The following is a 15,485-nucleotide window of genomic DNA, read 5'->3' on the forward strand; positions in this document are numbered from 1 at the left end:
TAGAACATGATGCGCCCGCACGGAAGCGGCACGCCGGCCACGCCGTCTACTCTACGGCGAGTTCGCGCGGCGCATCCGAGATCGCCACCCGCGGGACCAGGAGCGACAGCACCAGCGTCAGCGACGCCACGGCGAAGACCGTCAGGAACGTGCCATGCAGCGCGTGCTGGAGCCCGTCCCGGATCGCGTCGCCGCCGGCCCCCAGGCTCGCCGGATCGTCGAGCAGGCGTCTCAACGCGTCGGAGCTGACCGCGGGCCCGTCGGAGGGATGGGCGAGCCGGTAGTTCAGAACGGCGCCCAGCGCGGTGGCGCCGAGCGTCGAGCCGAGATTGCGCGCGAAGATGTTCGAGGCCGTCGCTGCCCCGCGCTGAGCCCAGGTCACGCTGTCCTGGATGATCACGATGGCGGCGGTCGACAGGAAGCCCATGCCGAGGCCCATCACCACCGAGCCGCAGGCCGCCACGATGGGCGAGGTGTCTGGACCGAGCGCGACGAAGGCCGTTGCCCCCAGCGGCAGCAGGATCGCGCCGACCAGCAGGACCGGGCGCAGCCCGAAGCGCACGAAGCTGCGCGCCGCCGTGGTGGCGCCGACCGGCCAGCCGAGCACCATCAGGGTGAGCGTCAGGCCGGCGATCAGCGGCGATTGCCGCAGGACGCCCTGCACGTACATCGGCAGGAACGCGGTGAGCCCGATCACCGTCATGCCGGACAGCAGGGTCGCGGTGTTGGCCGTGGCGATCGGGCGCTGCATCCACAGGCGGATGTCGAGCATCGGATCCGCGGCGCGCCGCTCCTGCAGCACGAACAGGATCGCCGCGACCACGAAGCCGACGGCCGGCCACAAGGCCGCCTCGGCCGAGTCGCCCGCTTCGGTCAGCGCGATCATCAGAGCCGCGATGGCCGCGGTGAAGAGCGCCGCGCCGAGGACGTCGATCTGCCGGCTGCGGCGCTCCACGCCCTCGTGGAGGAAGCGGAAAAACAGGCCGGCCGCGAAGACGCCGATGGGCAGGTTGATCCAGAAGATCCAGGGCCAGCTCACGTGACCGATGATCAGGCCGCCGACCAGCGGCCCGGCCACCGACGAGATGCCCCAGACGCTCGCCAGGTAGCCCTGGACCCGGCCCCGTTCCCGCGCCGGGTAGAGGTCGCCGACGACGGTGAGGCTGACCGGCTGGATCGCCCCCGCGCCGACGCCCTGCACCAGGCGGAACAGGATCAGCGACGGCATCGACCAAGCGAAGCCGCAGAGCAGGGAGCCCAGCAGGAACACCGCGATCCCGAACAGCAGCACCGGCCGACGGCCGTAGAGATCCGACAGCTTGCCGAAGACGACCGTGGTCGCCGTCTGGGTCAGCAGGAAGGACGCGAACACCCAGGCGTAGAGGTGGAGATCGCCGAGTTGCCCGGCGATCTGCGGCATCGCCGTCGAGACGATCGTCGCCTCGATGGCGATCATGAACATCGCCGCCATCACCGCGGCGAGGACCAGGGGACGGCGCGTTTCCGGAGGGGTGGGCATTGCGCCGGTCTAGGCCCGCCGCGCGCGCCGACCTAGCCTTCAGCCCGGCCCCGCGCGCCTTCCCTGTCGGGGGGCGTGCGGGAACGCACATCGGGAGTCGCCGCGCCCTGCCGCACACGCATGGTGTGCGCGTCCCGATGTGCGGAGCGCACGTATCCGGTGCCGCGCTCAGGCCTCCGACTGGGCGTCGAGATCGCGTCCGCGGGTCTCCGGGAGCAGGAAGGCCGCGACGGTCCCGATCAGGCTGAAGGCGGCGAGGTAGTAGGCCGGCGCGAGGCGGTCTCCGGTCGCGGCGATCAGCCAATTCACCACGTAGTTGGTGCTGCCGCCGAAGACCGAGACGGACAGCGCGTAGACGATCGACAGGCCGGCGCTGCGGACCGCCCGCGGCAGCGCCTCCGGTATCCCGACGATCACCGCGGCGGCGTTGATGGAGGACAGGGCCGAGAGGAGGAACGTGACCGCGTAGACGCTCGCCGCGCTCGGCGCCTTCACCACCCAGGCGAAGGCCGGGACCACCAGGATCAGGATCAGCGCGCGCGGCCAGATCATCACCGGGCGCCGGCCGACGCGGTCCGCCAGCCAGCCGCCGAGCAACGGGAACACCACGGAGGCGAGACCCAGGGCGATCGGCACCGCGGTGGCGGCCGTCTCGCTCAGGCCCAGGGTCGCGCCGGCGAAGACCGGCATGTTGGTGCCGACCGCGTTGGACACGGTCGAGGCGGCGATGACCAGGAAGGTCAGGCCCAGCAGGCGGCCGTGCCCGCGCAGGAGCCGCCCAACCACCGCCAGGGTCGAGGAGGCCGCGTGCGGATCCGCCTCGGCACCCGCCGTCTCCGGCAGGTGGCTGCGGATGACGAGGCCGATCGGCACGACGCACAGGCCGAGGGCGAACATCAGCCGCCAGCCCCAGCGGGCCATGGCCTGGTCGCCGACGGCGAGCGCCAGGGCGGTCGCGACGATCCCGGCGAACAGGGCGGCGCAGCCCTGGCTGGCGATCTGCCAGCTCGTCACGAAGCCGCGTCGGTCCGGGGGCGCCGCCTCCAGCAGGTAGGCCGTCGACGGACCGACTTCGCCGCCGAGGGCGAGTCCCTGGACGAGGCGCCCCGCGATCACGATCGCCTGCGCCCAGCCACCGATCGCCGCATAGGACGGGCAGGCCGCCAGCATCAGCATCCCGAGCGCCATCAGCGCGATGGTGATCAGCATCGCCGGCTTGCGCCCGGCCCGGTCGGCGAAGGCGCCGATCACGACCCCGCCGATCGGCCGCATGACGTAGCCGATGCCGAACAGGGCCAGCGACGCCAGCAGGCTGTGGGTCGGGTCGTCGGCCGGAAAGAAGGCCTCGCCGATCGGCTTGGCGAAGAAGGCGTAGACGGTGAAATCGTAGAACTCGAGGGCATTGCCGAGGACGACGGCGCCGACCGCCTTGCGGTCGAGGGCCGGATGGGTGGCGCCGAGACGCGGCGCGGTCCGGGCGTCCATCAGCGCGCCGATCCGTCGACCGGGTGCTTGGCGATCCCGCCGGTCACGGGCTCGATCCCGTCCGACACGGCGTCGTCGTAGCCGGAGAGCCAGAGCGTGCGCGCCTCGGTGCCCGCCGCATACGGGCATGCCTCGCGGGCCAGGCCCTTGCCTGGCGCAGCCCGGCCGAGGGCGCGGGCATCGAGATCGTTCTGCGGTGAATCCATTCCGGCGCGGCTCCTGGTCAACGGCCTTTGCCGCGATGTAGGGCGCGGATCGCGGGCGTCGCCGCCGTCAGTGACGGGTGAGATCCTCCGACGGGGGCAACTCCACGGCCTCGGCGAACGGGAATTCCAGCACGACGTCGCCCGCCTCGTCGGTGACCACGAGGCACGCGGTCATCAGCTTGGCTTGATCGCGCGGACCGCGCAGGGCCGCGCGGATCGTCTCCCGGGCCTTCTCCCAGGCCGCGTCCGGATCGCGGAGCTCGACCCCGGCCGGATCGGCGATGGTGTCCGCGCCGATCTGCGTGTGGAAGAAGTAGCGCGGCATGGCGGTTACCCATGACGGGTCCCCGGATCGGGTGCCCTGTCGGACAGGTGGGGATCACGGACCGCCGGACCAGCCCTCGATCGCGGCGCGCATCGCGGGGCCGCGACCGGACTCAGCCGTTGGCCGACCGCGCCTCCGGGGCAGCCGGCACGGGGCGGAGGGTCCGGACCTGAGCGGAAGCTCCGCCCGCGCGGTGATGCTTCTCCATCGCCATCAGCGGCCGCAATTCGGGTTCGGCGAAATCGAGCAGCCTGGCGTTGCGCCAGCGCGGCTTGCCGGATCCGCGGCGGAACCAGCGGGGCCGTTCCTCCTCGACCAGCAGCACGAGGCGGCCCGTCCAGGATTTCCGGAACCAGAAACGCCCGGTCAGACTCATTGCCCGATCCTCACGATAAGACAGTCGAAAACGCTCGTTCGGGCTGTTCCCGCACGGTTTCGGCCGCCTCGATACCGGATCTGACTTAAGAAGTTGCGGGCGATGGCGTGAACGCGGATCGGTCGGCGGTATCCGCTGCGGCGGCTCGGGCGCCGTGCCGATGCGGCCCCTAGCGGGCGAGATGGCGGATGACGAGGACCGTCACGAAGAGCCAGACGAGGCCCGAGACGCCGTACACGCAGCCGCGGAGCAGGACGGCTTCCAGGGCGGCATGCATCGACGGCCGGTCGTCGGCCCGCGCCGGCCGCTGTCCCGGCATCGCGGCGGCATCGGTCGGCGACGCCGCGAGCAGGCGGGTCAGGCACTCCGGAAGGGGTGGTTCGCTCGATCGCACGGCGGCTAGGAGCCTACAGACCTTCGGAGACGCCGGCAAACGGCACGCACCCTGCCGGTCGGCCACTCCGCGAGCACCCCTTCGCACAGCTTCCAAGTGCCGCAGGGAGCCAATGCGGACGCATGGGGTTGAGGCAAGCGGTGACCGGACTCGGCCATTGCGTCCACACAGCGGGATTTCGGCTTCAGGAAACTCGGCCGTTGCACCCCGCATGTGGATTCATTTAGAGCTGTTCCAGGCAGGCTAGTCCTGCTGCAAACGCTGCCGCGGCGGCGGCCAAACGGAGGAAATCCATGCGTTCAGTCGTACTCGGCGCCGTCCTTGCCGTCCTGATCCCGTTTTCGGTTCAGGCTCAGGAGGCCGGAGATCCGGCCGCGGGCGAGAAGGCTTTCGCCCCTTGCAAGGCGTGCCACAATTTCCAGAAGAACGGCGTCGGTCCGGACCTGAAGGGCGTCGTCGGACGCAAGGCCGGCACCTATGAGGGCTACAGCTACTCCGCCGCGATGAAGAATTCCGGAATCACCTGGGACGAGGCCAACCTCCACGAGTGGCTGAAGAACCCGAAGGCGAAGGTGCCGGGCACCAAGATGATCTTCCAGGGCTACCCCGACGACAAGAAGATCAACGACGTGATCGCCTACCTCAAGACGCAGTCCTGACCGCGACGGCATCGCGGTCCATTCCGGGGCGGCCGCCGAGCCGCCCCGGTCTCAATCCGCGACGGGACCGGCGTGGAGTTCGTGCCTGAGGGTCACGAGGTCGTCGAGCAGCCGCTTGCGGCCCTCCAGGTCCAGTCCGGTAAGGCCGCCGGCCTCGTCGGGAACGCAGGCGAGAACCTCGCGCAGGGTCTCGCCGGCCGGGGTCAGGAAGATGCTGACCTGCCGCTCGTCGACCCTGTCCCGGGCCCGCCGCACGCGCCCCGACGCTTCGAGTCGCTTCAGCAGCGGCGTCAGCGTCCCGGAGTCGAGGAAGAGCCGGTTGCCGATCTCCTTCACCGACAGCCCGTCCTGCTCCCACAGCACGAGCAGGACGAGATATTGCGGGTATGTCAGCTCGTAGCGACCGAGGAGATTGCGGTAGGTGCGGCCGAACGCGTGAGCCGCGGCGTAGACGGCGAAGCACAGCTGGTTGTCGAGGCGCTGCCGCTCCCGCCGCGTCGGCTGCTCGACGATCGCCTGCCCCGCCCGGTCCGGCTTAGCGCCGCTCTGCGAAGCAGTGGAACTCGGCATAGGAAGGATCTCTCTCTGGTAAAGACGGGCTCGCATACCGGTATGGCGACAGGTCACTCTTAGGCAGTTCGCGAAACCTATACAATTGCCCGGGTCTGCGGCGTCCGGTGCATATCGCTCCGGCCTGGGCTTCAACCATCCATCAGCGGGTGCAGATCGCGTACCATCGCCTTCAGGCGCTCATCGAGGACGTGCGTGTAGATCTGCGTCGTCGAGATGTCGGCGTGGCCCAGCAATTCCTGCACGATGCGGAGATCGGCCCCGTTCTGGAGCAGGTGGCTGGCGAAGGCGTGGCGCAGGACGTGCGGGCTCACGCGGTCGGGACGCAATCCCGCCTCCAGGGCGGCAGCCTTGAGGTCCCGGGCGAAGGCCTGCCGGGTAAGGTGGCCGCTGTCGCTGTCGGCGGGGAACAGCCACGGCGTGTCCTCCGGCACCGCCGTGAGGTGCGCCGCCATGGCGGCGCGGGCCGCCTCCGTCAGGGGCACGAGCCGTTCGCGGCCGCCCTTGCCCTTGATGAACAGAAAGCGCTCGCGGGTCGCGCCGGCGGTGCGCGGCAGGGCGACGAGTTCGGACACGCGCAGGCCGGTGGCGTAGAGCAGTTCGAGCAGGCAGACCATCCGGCGCGCCCGCCGGACCGCGCCGGGCGTCCCGTCGGCGGCCGACGTTGCCGCCTGTGCGACGGCCAGCAGGCGGTCGACCTCCGCGATGGACAGGACCTTCGGCAAGGTCCGCCCCCGGCGGGGGCCCGAGACGGCGACGCTGGGGTCGGCCTCTGCGACGCCCTCGGCGTACAGGAACTTGTGGAAACCGCGCACGCACGACAGGCGCCGCGCCGCCGAGGACGCCTTCAGCCCGCGGGTCTCGAGGTCGATCAGGAAGGCCCGGAGCGTCCCGGCCTCCACCTCCGAAACGGCGAGTCCCGACCGGGCGAGGAAACCGAGATAGTCGTCGAGATCGCGGCGGTAGGCGGCCAGGGTGTTCAGACCGGCCCCGCGCTCCGCGGCCAGCATGTCGAGATACTCGGCGACGTCCGGAGAGGACGGCCGAGCGGCTTCGCCGCCGGCCCCGGGGGCGTTCAACGAGCGCCCGGCTGAAGCTTCGAGGCCGGGATGGTCACGATCATCTCCCGCGGCGTCGGCTGGACGAAGTTGGCCAGCGCGAACATGGCGGCGAAGACCAGGCCCGCCAGGATCGCGAGGATGGCAAAGAAACGGAATAGGGTCGGCACGTCGGTCGAACCTCGGGCGGACGGGCGCGGTCGCAGGACCCGGAGCGAGCGGGGGCTTGCCCCGTCTTGCCGCGGGCGCCCGGTTTCCATCACGCGATCGAGGCGCTGACAAGGCCCACAACGACACAGCGATGCGTTTCGCTGGCCGCTTGAATCGCGCTAAGAGCCTGCCGCAGGATGATACACGCGCCGGCGCCCTGCGCCCGAGGCGCCAGGGAGGCAGGGACGCATTTCGATGCGGTGCAGCGGGCGATGAGCGAAGGGGAGGCGGCGGAGGAGCCGATCGAGGCGCGGCTGCGCCGGGCGCTCGGCCTGCGCTCGATCGTGCTCGTCGGCCTGATGGGGGCGGGCAAGAGCACCGTCGGCCGTCGCCTCGCCAGCCGGCTCGGGCTGATCTTCAAGGACGCCGACAGCGAGATCGAGGCGGCGGCCGGCCTGACGATCCCCGACATCTTCGCGATCTACGGCGAGCCGAGCTTCCGGGACGGGGAGGAGCGCGTCATCTCGCGCCTGCTCCGGGCCGGGCCGCTGGTGCTGGCGACCGGCGGCGGTGCCTACCTGCGCGAATCCACGCGCAGGCGCATCGCCGAGTCGGCGGTGTCGGTCTGGCTCAAGGCGGATCTCGATGTGCTGATGCGGCGGGTGCGCAAGCGCGGGAACCGGCCGCTGCTCCACACGGAGGACCCCGAGGCGACGATGCGCGACCTGATGGCGGTGCGCCATCCGGTCTACGCGGCGGCCGACGTCGTGGTGATCTCCCGGGAGGTCTCGCACGACCGCGTCGTCCAGGACGTGCTGGAGGCGCTCGATGCCCATCTCAGCGGCGCGTCGTCCATTCCCGTCGCCGCCCAGTAGGATTCCAGCGAGCCCGACCGTGACCGAGCCCCAGACCCCACGCGATCCCCTGACGGTCCACGTGCCCCTCGACGGCGACCGCGCCTACGACATCCGGATCGGGCGCGGCCTGATCGACGCCGCGGGGGCGCAGGTGGCGGCGCTCGGCGGCCGCCGGGCCGCGATCGTCACGGACCGGACGGTCGGGGCGCTCTATGCCGACCGGCTGCGGGAAAGTCTGATGCGCGCCGGCCTCGACGCCGGGGTGGTGACGGTGGCGCCGGGGGAGGGTTCGAAATCCTACGCGGGCTACGCTCAGGTCTGCGACGGCCTGCTGGCGCTGAAGGTCGAGCGGGGCGACCTCGTGGTGGCCCTGGGCGGCGGCGTGGTCGGCGACCTCGCCGGCTTCGCCGCCGCGACCCTGCGGCGGGGCGTACGCTTCGTTCAGGTCCCGACCAGCCTGCTCGCGCAGGTCGATTCCTCCGTCGGCGGCAAGACCGGGATCAACGCACCGCTCGGAAAGAATCTGATCGGCGCCTTCCACCAGCCCCGCCTGGTCCTGGCGGACACCGCCGCCCTCGACACGCTCTCCGAGCGCGAGATGCGTGCCGGCTACGCCGAGGTCGCCAAGTACGGCCTGATCGCCGATTCCGGCTTCTTCGACTGGTGCGAGGCCAACTGGCGCGGGATCTTCGCCGGCGGTCCCGAACGCGAGGCCGCCGTGGCATCCTGTTGCCGGGCCAAGGCCGCGGTCGTGACCCGCGACGAGCGGGAGGACGGCGAGCGGGCGCTCCTGAACCTCGGCCACACCTTCGGCCATGCCCTCGAGCGCCTCGCGGGGTACGATCCGGACCGGCTGGTCCACGGCGAGGCCGTGGCGATCGGGTTGGCGCTCGCCTTCCGGTTCTCGGCCCGGCTGGGCCTCTGCGCCGGTCAGGATGCCGGGCGCGTCGCCAACCACCTGGCGCTCGCCGGCCTCCCGACCCGCCTTCAGGCGATCCCGGGCGGCAGCGGCGATGCGGCGGCGATCCTCGATGCGATGGCGCAGGACAAGAAGGTCCGCGACGGCGCGCTGACCTTCATCCTCGCCCGCGGGATCGGCCAGAGCTTCATCGCGCCGGGCGTGGACCGCGCCGAGGTGGCGGCCTTCCTGCAGGACGAGCTCGCCTCCGGCACCGGCGCCTGACGCCGGGTCCGCGTCCCTGGCGGCCTTGCCTAACGCAGGTCGGGCCGCTAAGAGCCTGCCACGCCCGGCGCCGACTTGCGCCGCGCGGGGTCCACGTCGTGGCCCGGGCCGCAATAGCTCAGCTGGTAGAGCACCTCATTCGTAATGAGGGGGTCGGGGGTTCGAATCCCTCTTGCGGCACCATCACTTAGCCCTCTGCTTGCTTACCGGAAACGACGATCGGTAAGCAGATAGTAAGCAGCGGTCGAACGATTATCGTGGACAACTGGCATCACTCAGGAACGGAAACGCCCTGCGGCGGATTCCCCAGCCTCTCACGTCGTGACAACCGATCTCGGCGTGGGCATATTTTTTCGATCCGAGAGAGTGAGTCGACACCACATCTCGGCATCAGGAGCGTGCAATGACCGACCTTCGCACCGATGAGCGGCTGCTGGCAGCGTTGCAGCAGTCGGCCACGATGACTCCGCCCGCCGACCAGATCGAGCGTCAGCGTCTGTCCTTCGTAATGGGCTCGTTGCCCATGAGCAGTGATGTCACGCGAGAGGATGTGCGCGAGCTACTGGACCGGCAGAAGGGGCAGCAGCGCGGCTAACGGCCCCACGCCATGATCCTGCATGAGCTGGCCGGTGGACGGGAGGACCACCCTGTCTACCGCGCGATGGAAGCGGAGAACGGCAGTCGGCAGTACGATTTTCTCCGCTCCATCGTATCCGCCTCGATCGGCATCGGGCGACCGTTTTTCTCTCAGCAGATCCTTAAGGCCCTGAACTATCACGCGATCGCATGCCTGCACTACGACGCTGGCGTTTATCGTCCGTGCGGCGTGACGGTCGGCGAGCATCGGCCGCCTGATCACTACCGCGTACCGGCGCTCATGGACGACTTCGTGAACGAGGTGAACCGCGTCTGGGACGTTACCGACGCGGTGGCCCTTGCGACTTATGTCTTATGGCGCCTCAACAACATCCATCCTTTCATCAATGGGAATGGGCGCACCGCCCGAGCCGCCTGCTATTTCGTGCTCTGCCTGCGAGCGGGCGGTTGGCTTCCCGGCGATCCGATCCTGCCCGAGCTGATTCGCCGACACAGGGACGCCTACTGCCAGGCTCTCCAATTCGCTCACGTGACGCACGCGACCACCGGCAACCCCGACCTTCGACCCCTTCACGCGATCGTCGTGCAATTAGTTGAGGAGCAGCTTCGCTCGGCTGGACCAGCCCAGCCACCGCCTCCGCCGATCGCCCTGCCGGCTCCTTGAGGGCCGAAAGGGCGATGATGCTCGACGGGTTGGCCTGGAAGCGCGACACGGTCTGGACCGCGATCCTTCTGGCGCATTCTGTGAAGGGATGAAAGGAGCGGTCAGGTGACGCCAGCCGAGTACGTCGAGGTTGTCGTCATGCCGACGGTGAGGGAGTTCATGAAGAATCCCGCCGACCGAAGGCTTGCTTACCTGTCCGCGATCGCTGCCTTCCACATCCCAGACTATCTGCTGCGCGCCGGTCCGCCAGCAACCAAGCCGGAAGCCGAACTGAAGCGTATCCGCGATGTTCTACGTTCGGATCTAATCTACTGGTACGACGCGATCGAAGGCATGGCGAACGGTGCCAAGCACTGCGGCAGGGATCGGGGCGTGCCGTTCAGGCCTGGTGACGAGGAATACGTGCCACCCTTCGGCTTCGGGGAGGGCTTCGGCGGCTTCGATCATGGACGGTGGGATGGCCCGGGACTTCGCGCGCCGGCCGGGGACGATCATGTCTTCGTGGACAACGCTCTTGGCTACTTCCTGTTGGCTTGTGCGCGACATTTTCCGGATCACATCCCGGACATCGAGCCTTCGGATTGGGACCCGAAGTTCAAGCCTGCCGGTTGACCGATGCCGGTCGAAGAGGCCGACCCGATTATGGAGGCGGCGACGGCGCACGGGGCGCACCGCGCAGCTCAAGCTCAAGCCCGAGACGATCGAGGCGTTCACCCGGATCGCCGACGCGAAGTGGTGGGGGCTCGGCGAGGCTTTCGAGCGGGCAACGGCGCTTTTGGAGCAAGATGCAGCTAGCAGGTAGCTACCAACTAATATGTTGCTATCTACTAATAGCTTTCAGGCCGATAATAATGTCGAATAGCAATCTCCGAGCTAATAAATTTTCATCTCTTGCACTTATAGAGACTATAATAGCGAGCACGATAGCCGCTTTTTTAGCCTGGAAAATCGGCTCGATCAAATTTATAATACTATCTAGTTGTATATCTCCGTTCCTTTTGATTAGATCGAAGGAGATAACCGTTGCCACAATAAATAATTGCAATAAAACGATAGAATTCCTGGGAGAAAGGTCTTTTTTATTTGGAATTACTATGTTCTTTTCGATTGTAGGCGTGGTTTTTGCGGTCAATGTTTATACAACTATCGTTAATGTCGCCATAAGTCCCATTAAAGCTATAAAAATGATACCAGAAAATTATTATTACAATGTTTTTGTACTCGATTTTAGAAGCAGCCCTAAAATGATTCCTGGAGTGGAGGAAGTACCGTATGCTCTGAAGACAGAAGAACAATGGGACTTGTATGCTCTTCTAAAAAAGTATTGGATTTCTGCAAAGGAATTTACATCGAGAAATAAACTTTATTTTACCCTACTCGTTGCATTGCCTTGGATTTTATCAATATTACCGATAATACTACCCATAACATTGGGTTCTTTATTGCTTAGATATTCCGTTAAGAGCACAGCTATTGTCTGGTTGCCCCTCCTATGGGTACTTTATCAGTCAAATCCTGGAAAAGATGTCGATACGCGATTAAATCTAGCTGTTGAGCAACCGTGGTTCAAAGTAACTTTGGTCTATTCATTGTTTGTAGTCGCATCATTCCTGTTTAAGCTTTACGTATATTTTGCTATCATCGATATTCACTTACCAAACAGCCTAGGTCCGCTTAAAAGTCTAGGAGACAACCTAATAGATTGCTTTAATATGCCCCTCTGGCAAGTTGCAGGCTTTATCAATGCGCTACTAGCATTGATACTCTATAACGAAGCGAAGAAAAATTCCATCAGAACCGGTACGTTAGAGGCATGGCCCGACAACCGCGTGAGGGCTCTTTATTCTTTTATTCAATCTTCAAGATCGGCAATATCAATTTACACAGTAAGCTGTTTTATTTATATAATGTTTGCTTCTGCCTCAAATAGGGAATGGCCCGCTGTTAGGCTTATCCTATTCCCATGGTCGTAGCGTCTACTCCACCGTCCGCCAGTTCGCGGGCGGGAGGTCCGGCCCCGGAGACGTCGCGTCGCGCTGGTAGAACAGCCGCCGATCGCCGGCCACGACCTCGGCGACGTCGTCGATCCCCTCCACGATGCGCGAGACAGCCACGTAGAGGGGGCCCTGCGGCTTCGCGCGGGTGAGAACCTCGATGCAGCGGCGGCGGAAGAGGCGCCCCTCTTCGAGGAAGGCGACCTCCTCGGCCCTCACGAACACGCCCCGCCTCGCCATCGCGCCGCCCTCCGTCTCGCAACGGGATTTAGAACATAACATGAACGCGTGTAGGGGAGGGATGTCGAACCGTGCGGCCTGAAACCCTTTCTAAAGCCTTTACGAGGCACTTTTGGCCGACGCGCATCCACAGGGTGCGAAAGGGCTGACGACGGGGGCTTCGATGGGGGTGTCGATACGGGTCATGACCTACGCCGACCTAGAGCAGGAGCTGGGCTTGAAGCCCGCTTCCGCCCGGCAGCTCGTGCGTCGGAACGGTTGGCGGCGGGTGCCGGGTAACGACGGCCGGACCCGCGTCGAGGTCCCCGCCGAGGAGTTCGAACGGTATCTCAAGACCCCTATCGAAGCCTCGGTCGAAGATGAAGAAAACGAGCTCGACACCCCCGTCGAGACCCCGTTCGAAGCCCCTCTCGTCGCCGCTCTCTCGGCCCATATCGCCCGGCTCGAAAGGGCTCTCGACGAAGCCGAGGCGGCTCTCAAGGCGGTGATCGGCGAGCGGGATGAAGTCCAAGCCTTGACGGCTGCTGCCCGGGAAGAGGCGATCGCCGCCCGCGGGCAGATCGACGTGCTCCGGGTCCGGCTCGACGCGGAGCGCGAGAGGGGTCTCGCCGCCGCCGCGCGGATCGAGGAGATCGCCGCCGACCGGGATCGTTGGCACGAGATCACGACGCGGACGCAGAAACCGTGGTGGCGCCGGCTGGCCGGGTAGGCGGAGGCTACTCCTCCCGCCCGATCCGCTCGACGATCGCGACCAGCAGCTCCCGACCGGCGGGATCAAGCGGCCTCGGAGGTCCGGCGGAGCGCGGCTTCGGCCCGGAGGTCGGATCGGAACGCCCGGAGACGCGCGGCCCGGGAGGCGGCGACGTAGGACCGGACGGCTTCGCGGGTCGCTCGGAGGCCAAGATCGGTCTCGAAGGAGTCGGCGGGGTGTTTCCCGCGGTTAAGTGGCGTCCTTTCGGCTGACGAGGTCCACTTACCGCGAGCCGGCCCTCCTACTTCGACGCTAGAATATCGGCTTCACCGGTCGGCATTCTAGTTCGTACAGGAACGCTAGTTCTCCGCTCTTCAAGCCTCTATTCCCCGCCAAACTCAGTTTGCCGGTAAGCCGATCTAGGCTTCCTGCAATCTTTCCGTCCACTCCTGGATCAAAAGTCCAAGGTAAGCTGAACCCTATGTTTGTCGGCGCTATCCAAGTTATAGGTATAACCTTATTTTTCAGGCCGTGGACCCTCTTCTCTTCAAGATCTACCTAAACGCCTATGTTGGCGGCTGGCGAGGTCAAGGGCGGAGGCCCGGCCGTCCAATACGTTCCGCCACACGATAGGTTGATCACCTCGGCTCGGGCGATCGACGGAGCCGCCAGCACCAGCCCGGCGACGAACAGCGCAGCTCGCATCATGGGGCCTCTCTCGCGCGCATCATCGGCTCGGCTGTCGCGGCGGGTATCCCCGAAGATAACACCGATCAACAAGCCGTTTCCGGCCGCGTAGCCGTACGCGTTGCGCGTAACGCCGGACGTGATGCAGGATGAGCCGTCAAGGGAAGACGGGGTTGGAAGCCGCCTTCGGGCGAGTGTGGACCCCGCCTTCTCCTCGTGGCCGTGTAGAGCGAACGGTATGGACCCGCGTCGCGGCGCGTGGCTGGGATGGGAGGCGGCTGCCTTGCTAGGGGACGGGCCGCCTCCCCCTCACGTGCTGAGGACAGGGGAACCCATCTTCCCCCGGCGTGCAAGGTCGAGGGCGGTTTGTACCCACTTTCCGCAGGGATATAACCATAGGTCTGTTCGATCTTCGTTCCCTGTGGGAAAAGCCGTCCACAGAGGGAACCGACGGCACGCGAGCCCCTGGAAGGACCCTCTTTCCACAGTTGAAGGTACCGCTCGGCGAAGTCCGGCTCGTTCAGGTCGTCGGCCGAGAGGTCCCGTCGTCGCGTCGCGCTCGCCGATGATCTCGGTGGTGAAGCGCGCGTCGAGGTTATCGGCCTCGTAGACCGCCAACGGCGCTGGATCGTCAGGTGATCGCCGTCTAAGCGTCGGCAAGACTCATCTGGTAAACGTTACGGAGGCTGCTCTTGGCGATGCGAGTGTGCCCCGGCGGGCGCTCGACACAGGTCACAGTCGTGTAATTCTGGGTATGCTGCACAACCTAGCGGGCACCGCTTCTCGGCCCCCTTCCTGGCCGGCACGAGAATGCGCAACCAAGTTCTATCACGCGAGCCGAGAAGGCCGGGCATTATGGCAGCACAACCCGACGCCCCGATGAAGACCTATGACCCGGTCGGTCGCTGCATCTACTGCGGCGAGGATAAAGGGCGGTTGGGAGAAGAACATATCATTCCGCTGGGGTTGGACGGTAACATCGTTTTACCTCTAGCCAGCTGCGACGATTGCTCAACTATTACAGGAAAATTTGAAGGTGTTGTGCAAAGAACTATGCTTGGAAATATTCGGGTAAAACTAGGAATGAAGACTCGAAGAAAAAAGGATAGACCCAAGAAACTTGATATATTTATCAAAACTTCGGCCGGAGAAGAAGCCACTCCCGTTCCCGTTTCCGAATTTCCACATATGTTCGCTCTGCCCTTACTGGGCAAAGCGAGAGTGCTCCACGGGCTGCCAGAATTTCACTCGGATGTGATTGGGTGCGGATTTTGGGCGAATGCTCCGGAAGATGAAGTCCGCCCTTATCTCAAAGACGAAAACCATAAATTGCGCATTGGAGCAGTTAGAGCAGATTTTTTCTGTCGAATGCTTTCGAAGATCGCATACTCTTTTGCTGTCGCGGAATTCGGGTACGGAGCGTTTAAGCCATTGGTGCTACCGATCATTCTAGGCAAATCAAACAACTATGGCCACTTGGTCGGCGGCGATCCACAGGCGCCGCTTGCATCTGAACATTTGCATGACGTTAGTTGGGAATACCAGATTGTCAGATTGCAAGTATATATAGTCGTGAATATCAGACTATTCTCTAAAGCTGGCGCGCCCCAGTATCATGTCGTTGTCGGCACGACCGGCATCATCACCCCGCAGCAGAGACAAGCTCTCGATCAGGAAGCGCGGCAGCAAGCGAACAACGCGTGCCCGGATCTAGGGTCGTTAGGCTAAAGCACCCCCGGCACCGAAGCGCCGGGGGCTTTCGCGTCATGAAGCGGCGCGGGATTTGGAGAGCGCCCCGCGGCCTAGGCGCCGGCCGGTTCATCGAACGGC

At 65.5% G+C, this 15,485-nt stretch carries 19 protein-coding genes and 1 tRNA gene; 10 read left to right on the forward strand and 10 right to left on the reverse strand.

Translation table 11 applies throughout. The features are described 5' to 3' along the window. Positions 1–46 precede the first annotated feature (46 nt). The 6 genes from MKL01_RS28915 to MKL01_RS28940 all read right to left on the reverse strand — a co-directional run bounded on the left by MKL01_RS28915 (position 47) and on the right by MKL01_RS28940 (position 4,305). The gene (locus MKL01_RS28915) at positions 47–1,519 is read right to left on the reverse strand and encodes an MDR family MFS transporter (protein ID WP_243908626.1); all 1,473 of its coding nucleotides are present in this window, start codon (positions 1,517–1,519) and stop codon (positions 47–49) included. 168 nt (positions 1,520–1,687) lie between these two features. Beyond that, positions 1,688–3,004, reverse strand: a complete 1,317-nt coding sequence (locus MKL01_RS28920) for an MFS transporter (RefSeq protein ID WP_243908627.1) — start codon at positions 3,002–3,004, stop codon at positions 1,688–1,690. Continuing rightward, the gene (locus MKL01_RS28925) at positions 3,004–3,210 is read right to left on the reverse strand and encodes an Rmf/CrpP family protein (RefSeq protein ID WP_243908628.1); all 207 of its coding nucleotides are present in this window, start codon (positions 3,208–3,210) and stop codon (positions 3,004–3,006) included. Before MKL01_RS28925 ends, MKL01_RS28920 begins: the two co-directional genes overlap by 1 nt. A gap of 67 nt (positions 3,211–3,277) precedes the next feature. Further along, positions 3,278–3,535 (reverse strand): DUF6894 family protein, encoded by a 258-nt coding sequence (locus tag MKL01_RS28930; protein WP_243908629.1) that lies wholly within the window; start codon positions 3,533–3,535, stop codon positions 3,278–3,280. A 112-nt stretch (positions 3,536–3,647) separates the two neighbouring features. Beyond that, entirely contained in the window at positions 3,648–3,911 is a 264-nt protein-coding gene (locus MKL01_RS28935; RefSeq protein ID WP_243908630.1) for a hypothetical protein, read from the reverse strand. 169 nt (positions 3,912–4,080) lie between these two features. Next, entirely contained in the window at positions 4,081–4,305 is a 225-nt protein-coding gene (locus tag MKL01_RS28940; RefSeq protein WP_243908631.1) for a hypothetical protein, read from the reverse strand. Between the two features lie 293 nt (positions 4,306–4,598). Here MKL01_RS28940 and MKL01_RS28945 point away from each other — a divergent pair, with 293 nt between their 5' ends. Continuing rightward, a complete protein-coding gene (locus MKL01_RS28945) occupies positions 4,599–4,964 on the forward strand; it encodes a c-type cytochrome (RefSeq protein ID WP_243908632.1) in 366 nt (121 codons plus the stop codon). Positions 4,965–5,015: 51 nt separating this feature from the next. Here MKL01_RS28945 and MKL01_RS28950 read toward each other — a convergent pair whose 3' ends face one another. The 3 genes from MKL01_RS28950 to MKL01_RS28960 all read right to left on the reverse strand — a co-directional run bounded on the left by MKL01_RS28950 (position 5,016) and on the right by MKL01_RS28960 (position 6,762). Next, positions 5,016–5,534: a MarR family winged helix-turn-helix transcriptional regulator gene (locus MKL01_RS28950; protein WP_243908633.1), complete on the reverse strand. Its 519-nt coding sequence runs from the start codon at positions 5,532–5,534 to the stop codon at positions 5,016–5,018. 131 nt (positions 5,535–5,665) lie between these two features. Beyond that, a complete protein-coding gene (locus MKL01_RS28955) occupies positions 5,666–6,544 on the reverse strand; it encodes a site-specific tyrosine recombinase XerD (protein WP_243908714.1) in 879 nt (292 codons plus the stop codon). 65 nt (positions 6,545–6,609) lie between these two features. Next, positions 6,610–6,762, reverse strand: coding sequence for a histidine kinase (locus tag MKL01_RS28960; protein ID WP_243908634.1), 153 nt, complete (start codon positions 6,760–6,762; stop codon positions 6,610–6,612). A 252-nt stretch (positions 6,763–7,014) separates the two neighbouring features. Here MKL01_RS28960 and MKL01_RS28965 point away from each other — a divergent pair, with 252 nt between their 5' ends. The 7 genes from MKL01_RS28965 to MKL01_RS28995 all read left to right on the forward strand — a co-directional run bounded on the left by MKL01_RS28965 (position 7,015) and on the right by MKL01_RS28995 (position 12,016). Then, complete coding sequence (locus MKL01_RS28965; protein ID WP_243908635.1) at positions 7,015–7,617, forward strand: shikimate kinase; 603 nt, start codon at positions 7,015–7,017, stop codon at positions 7,615–7,617. Positions 7,618–7,636: 19 nt separating this feature from the next. After that, positions 7,637–8,782, forward strand: a complete 1,146-nt coding sequence (gene aroB, locus MKL01_RS28970; protein WP_243908636.1) for a 3-dehydroquinate synthase — start codon at positions 7,637–7,639, stop codon at positions 8,780–8,782. 107 nt (positions 8,783–8,889) lie between these two features. Then, positions 8,890–8,965, forward strand: a tRNA-Thr gene (locus MKL01_RS28975). A 220-nt stretch (positions 8,966–9,185) separates the two neighbouring features. Continuing rightward, positions 9,186–9,377: a hypothetical protein gene (locus MKL01_RS28980; RefSeq protein WP_243908637.1), complete on the forward strand. Its 192-nt coding sequence runs from the start codon at positions 9,186–9,188 to the stop codon at positions 9,375–9,377. 12 nt (positions 9,378–9,389) lie between these two features. Next, positions 9,390–10,043 (forward strand): Fic family protein, encoded by a 654-nt coding sequence (locus MKL01_RS28985; protein ID WP_243908638.1) that lies wholly within the window; start codon positions 9,390–9,392, stop codon positions 10,041–10,043. 105 nt (positions 10,044–10,148) lie between these two features. Then, the gene (locus MKL01_RS28990) at positions 10,149–10,655 is read left to right on the forward strand and encodes a hypothetical protein (RefSeq protein WP_243908639.1); all 507 of its coding nucleotides are present in this window, start codon (positions 10,149–10,151) and stop codon (positions 10,653–10,655) included. A gap of 239 nt (positions 10,656–10,894) precedes the next feature. Beyond that, a complete protein-coding gene (locus MKL01_RS28995; protein WP_243908640.1) occupies positions 10,895–12,016 on the forward strand; it encodes a hypothetical protein in 1,122 nt (373 codons plus the stop codon). Positions 12,017–12,019: 3 nt separating this feature from the next. Here MKL01_RS28995 and MKL01_RS29000 read toward each other — a convergent pair whose 3' ends face one another. Then, positions 12,020–12,277 carry a hypothetical protein gene (locus tag MKL01_RS29000; RefSeq protein WP_243908641.1) on the reverse strand — a complete coding sequence of 86 codons (258 nt, stop codon included), beginning with the start codon at positions 12,275–12,277 and terminating at the stop codon, positions 12,020–12,022. Positions 12,278–12,389: 112 nt separating this feature from the next. Between MKL01_RS29000 and MKL01_RS29005 the strand changes: the two genes are divergently transcribed. Both MKL01_RS29005 and MKL01_RS29010 read left to right on the forward strand, forming a co-directional pair. Continuing rightward, the gene (locus MKL01_RS29005) at positions 12,390–12,986 is read left to right on the forward strand and encodes a hypothetical protein (protein ID WP_243908642.1); all 597 of its coding nucleotides are present in this window, start codon (positions 12,390–12,392) and stop codon (positions 12,984–12,986) included. A 1,548-nt stretch (positions 12,987–14,534) separates the two neighbouring features. Continuing rightward, entirely contained in the window at positions 14,535–15,383 is an 849-nt protein-coding gene (locus MKL01_RS29010; RefSeq protein WP_243908643.1) for an HNH endonuclease, read from the forward strand. The last annotated feature ends 102 nt before the right edge of the window (positions 15,384–15,485 follow it).

Origin of the sequence: Methylobacterium sp. J-070 (genome assembly GCF_022829385.1) — a bacterium.
Classification (GTDB): domain Bacteria; phylum Pseudomonadota; class Alphaproteobacteria; order Rhizobiales; family Beijerinckiaceae; genus Methylobacterium.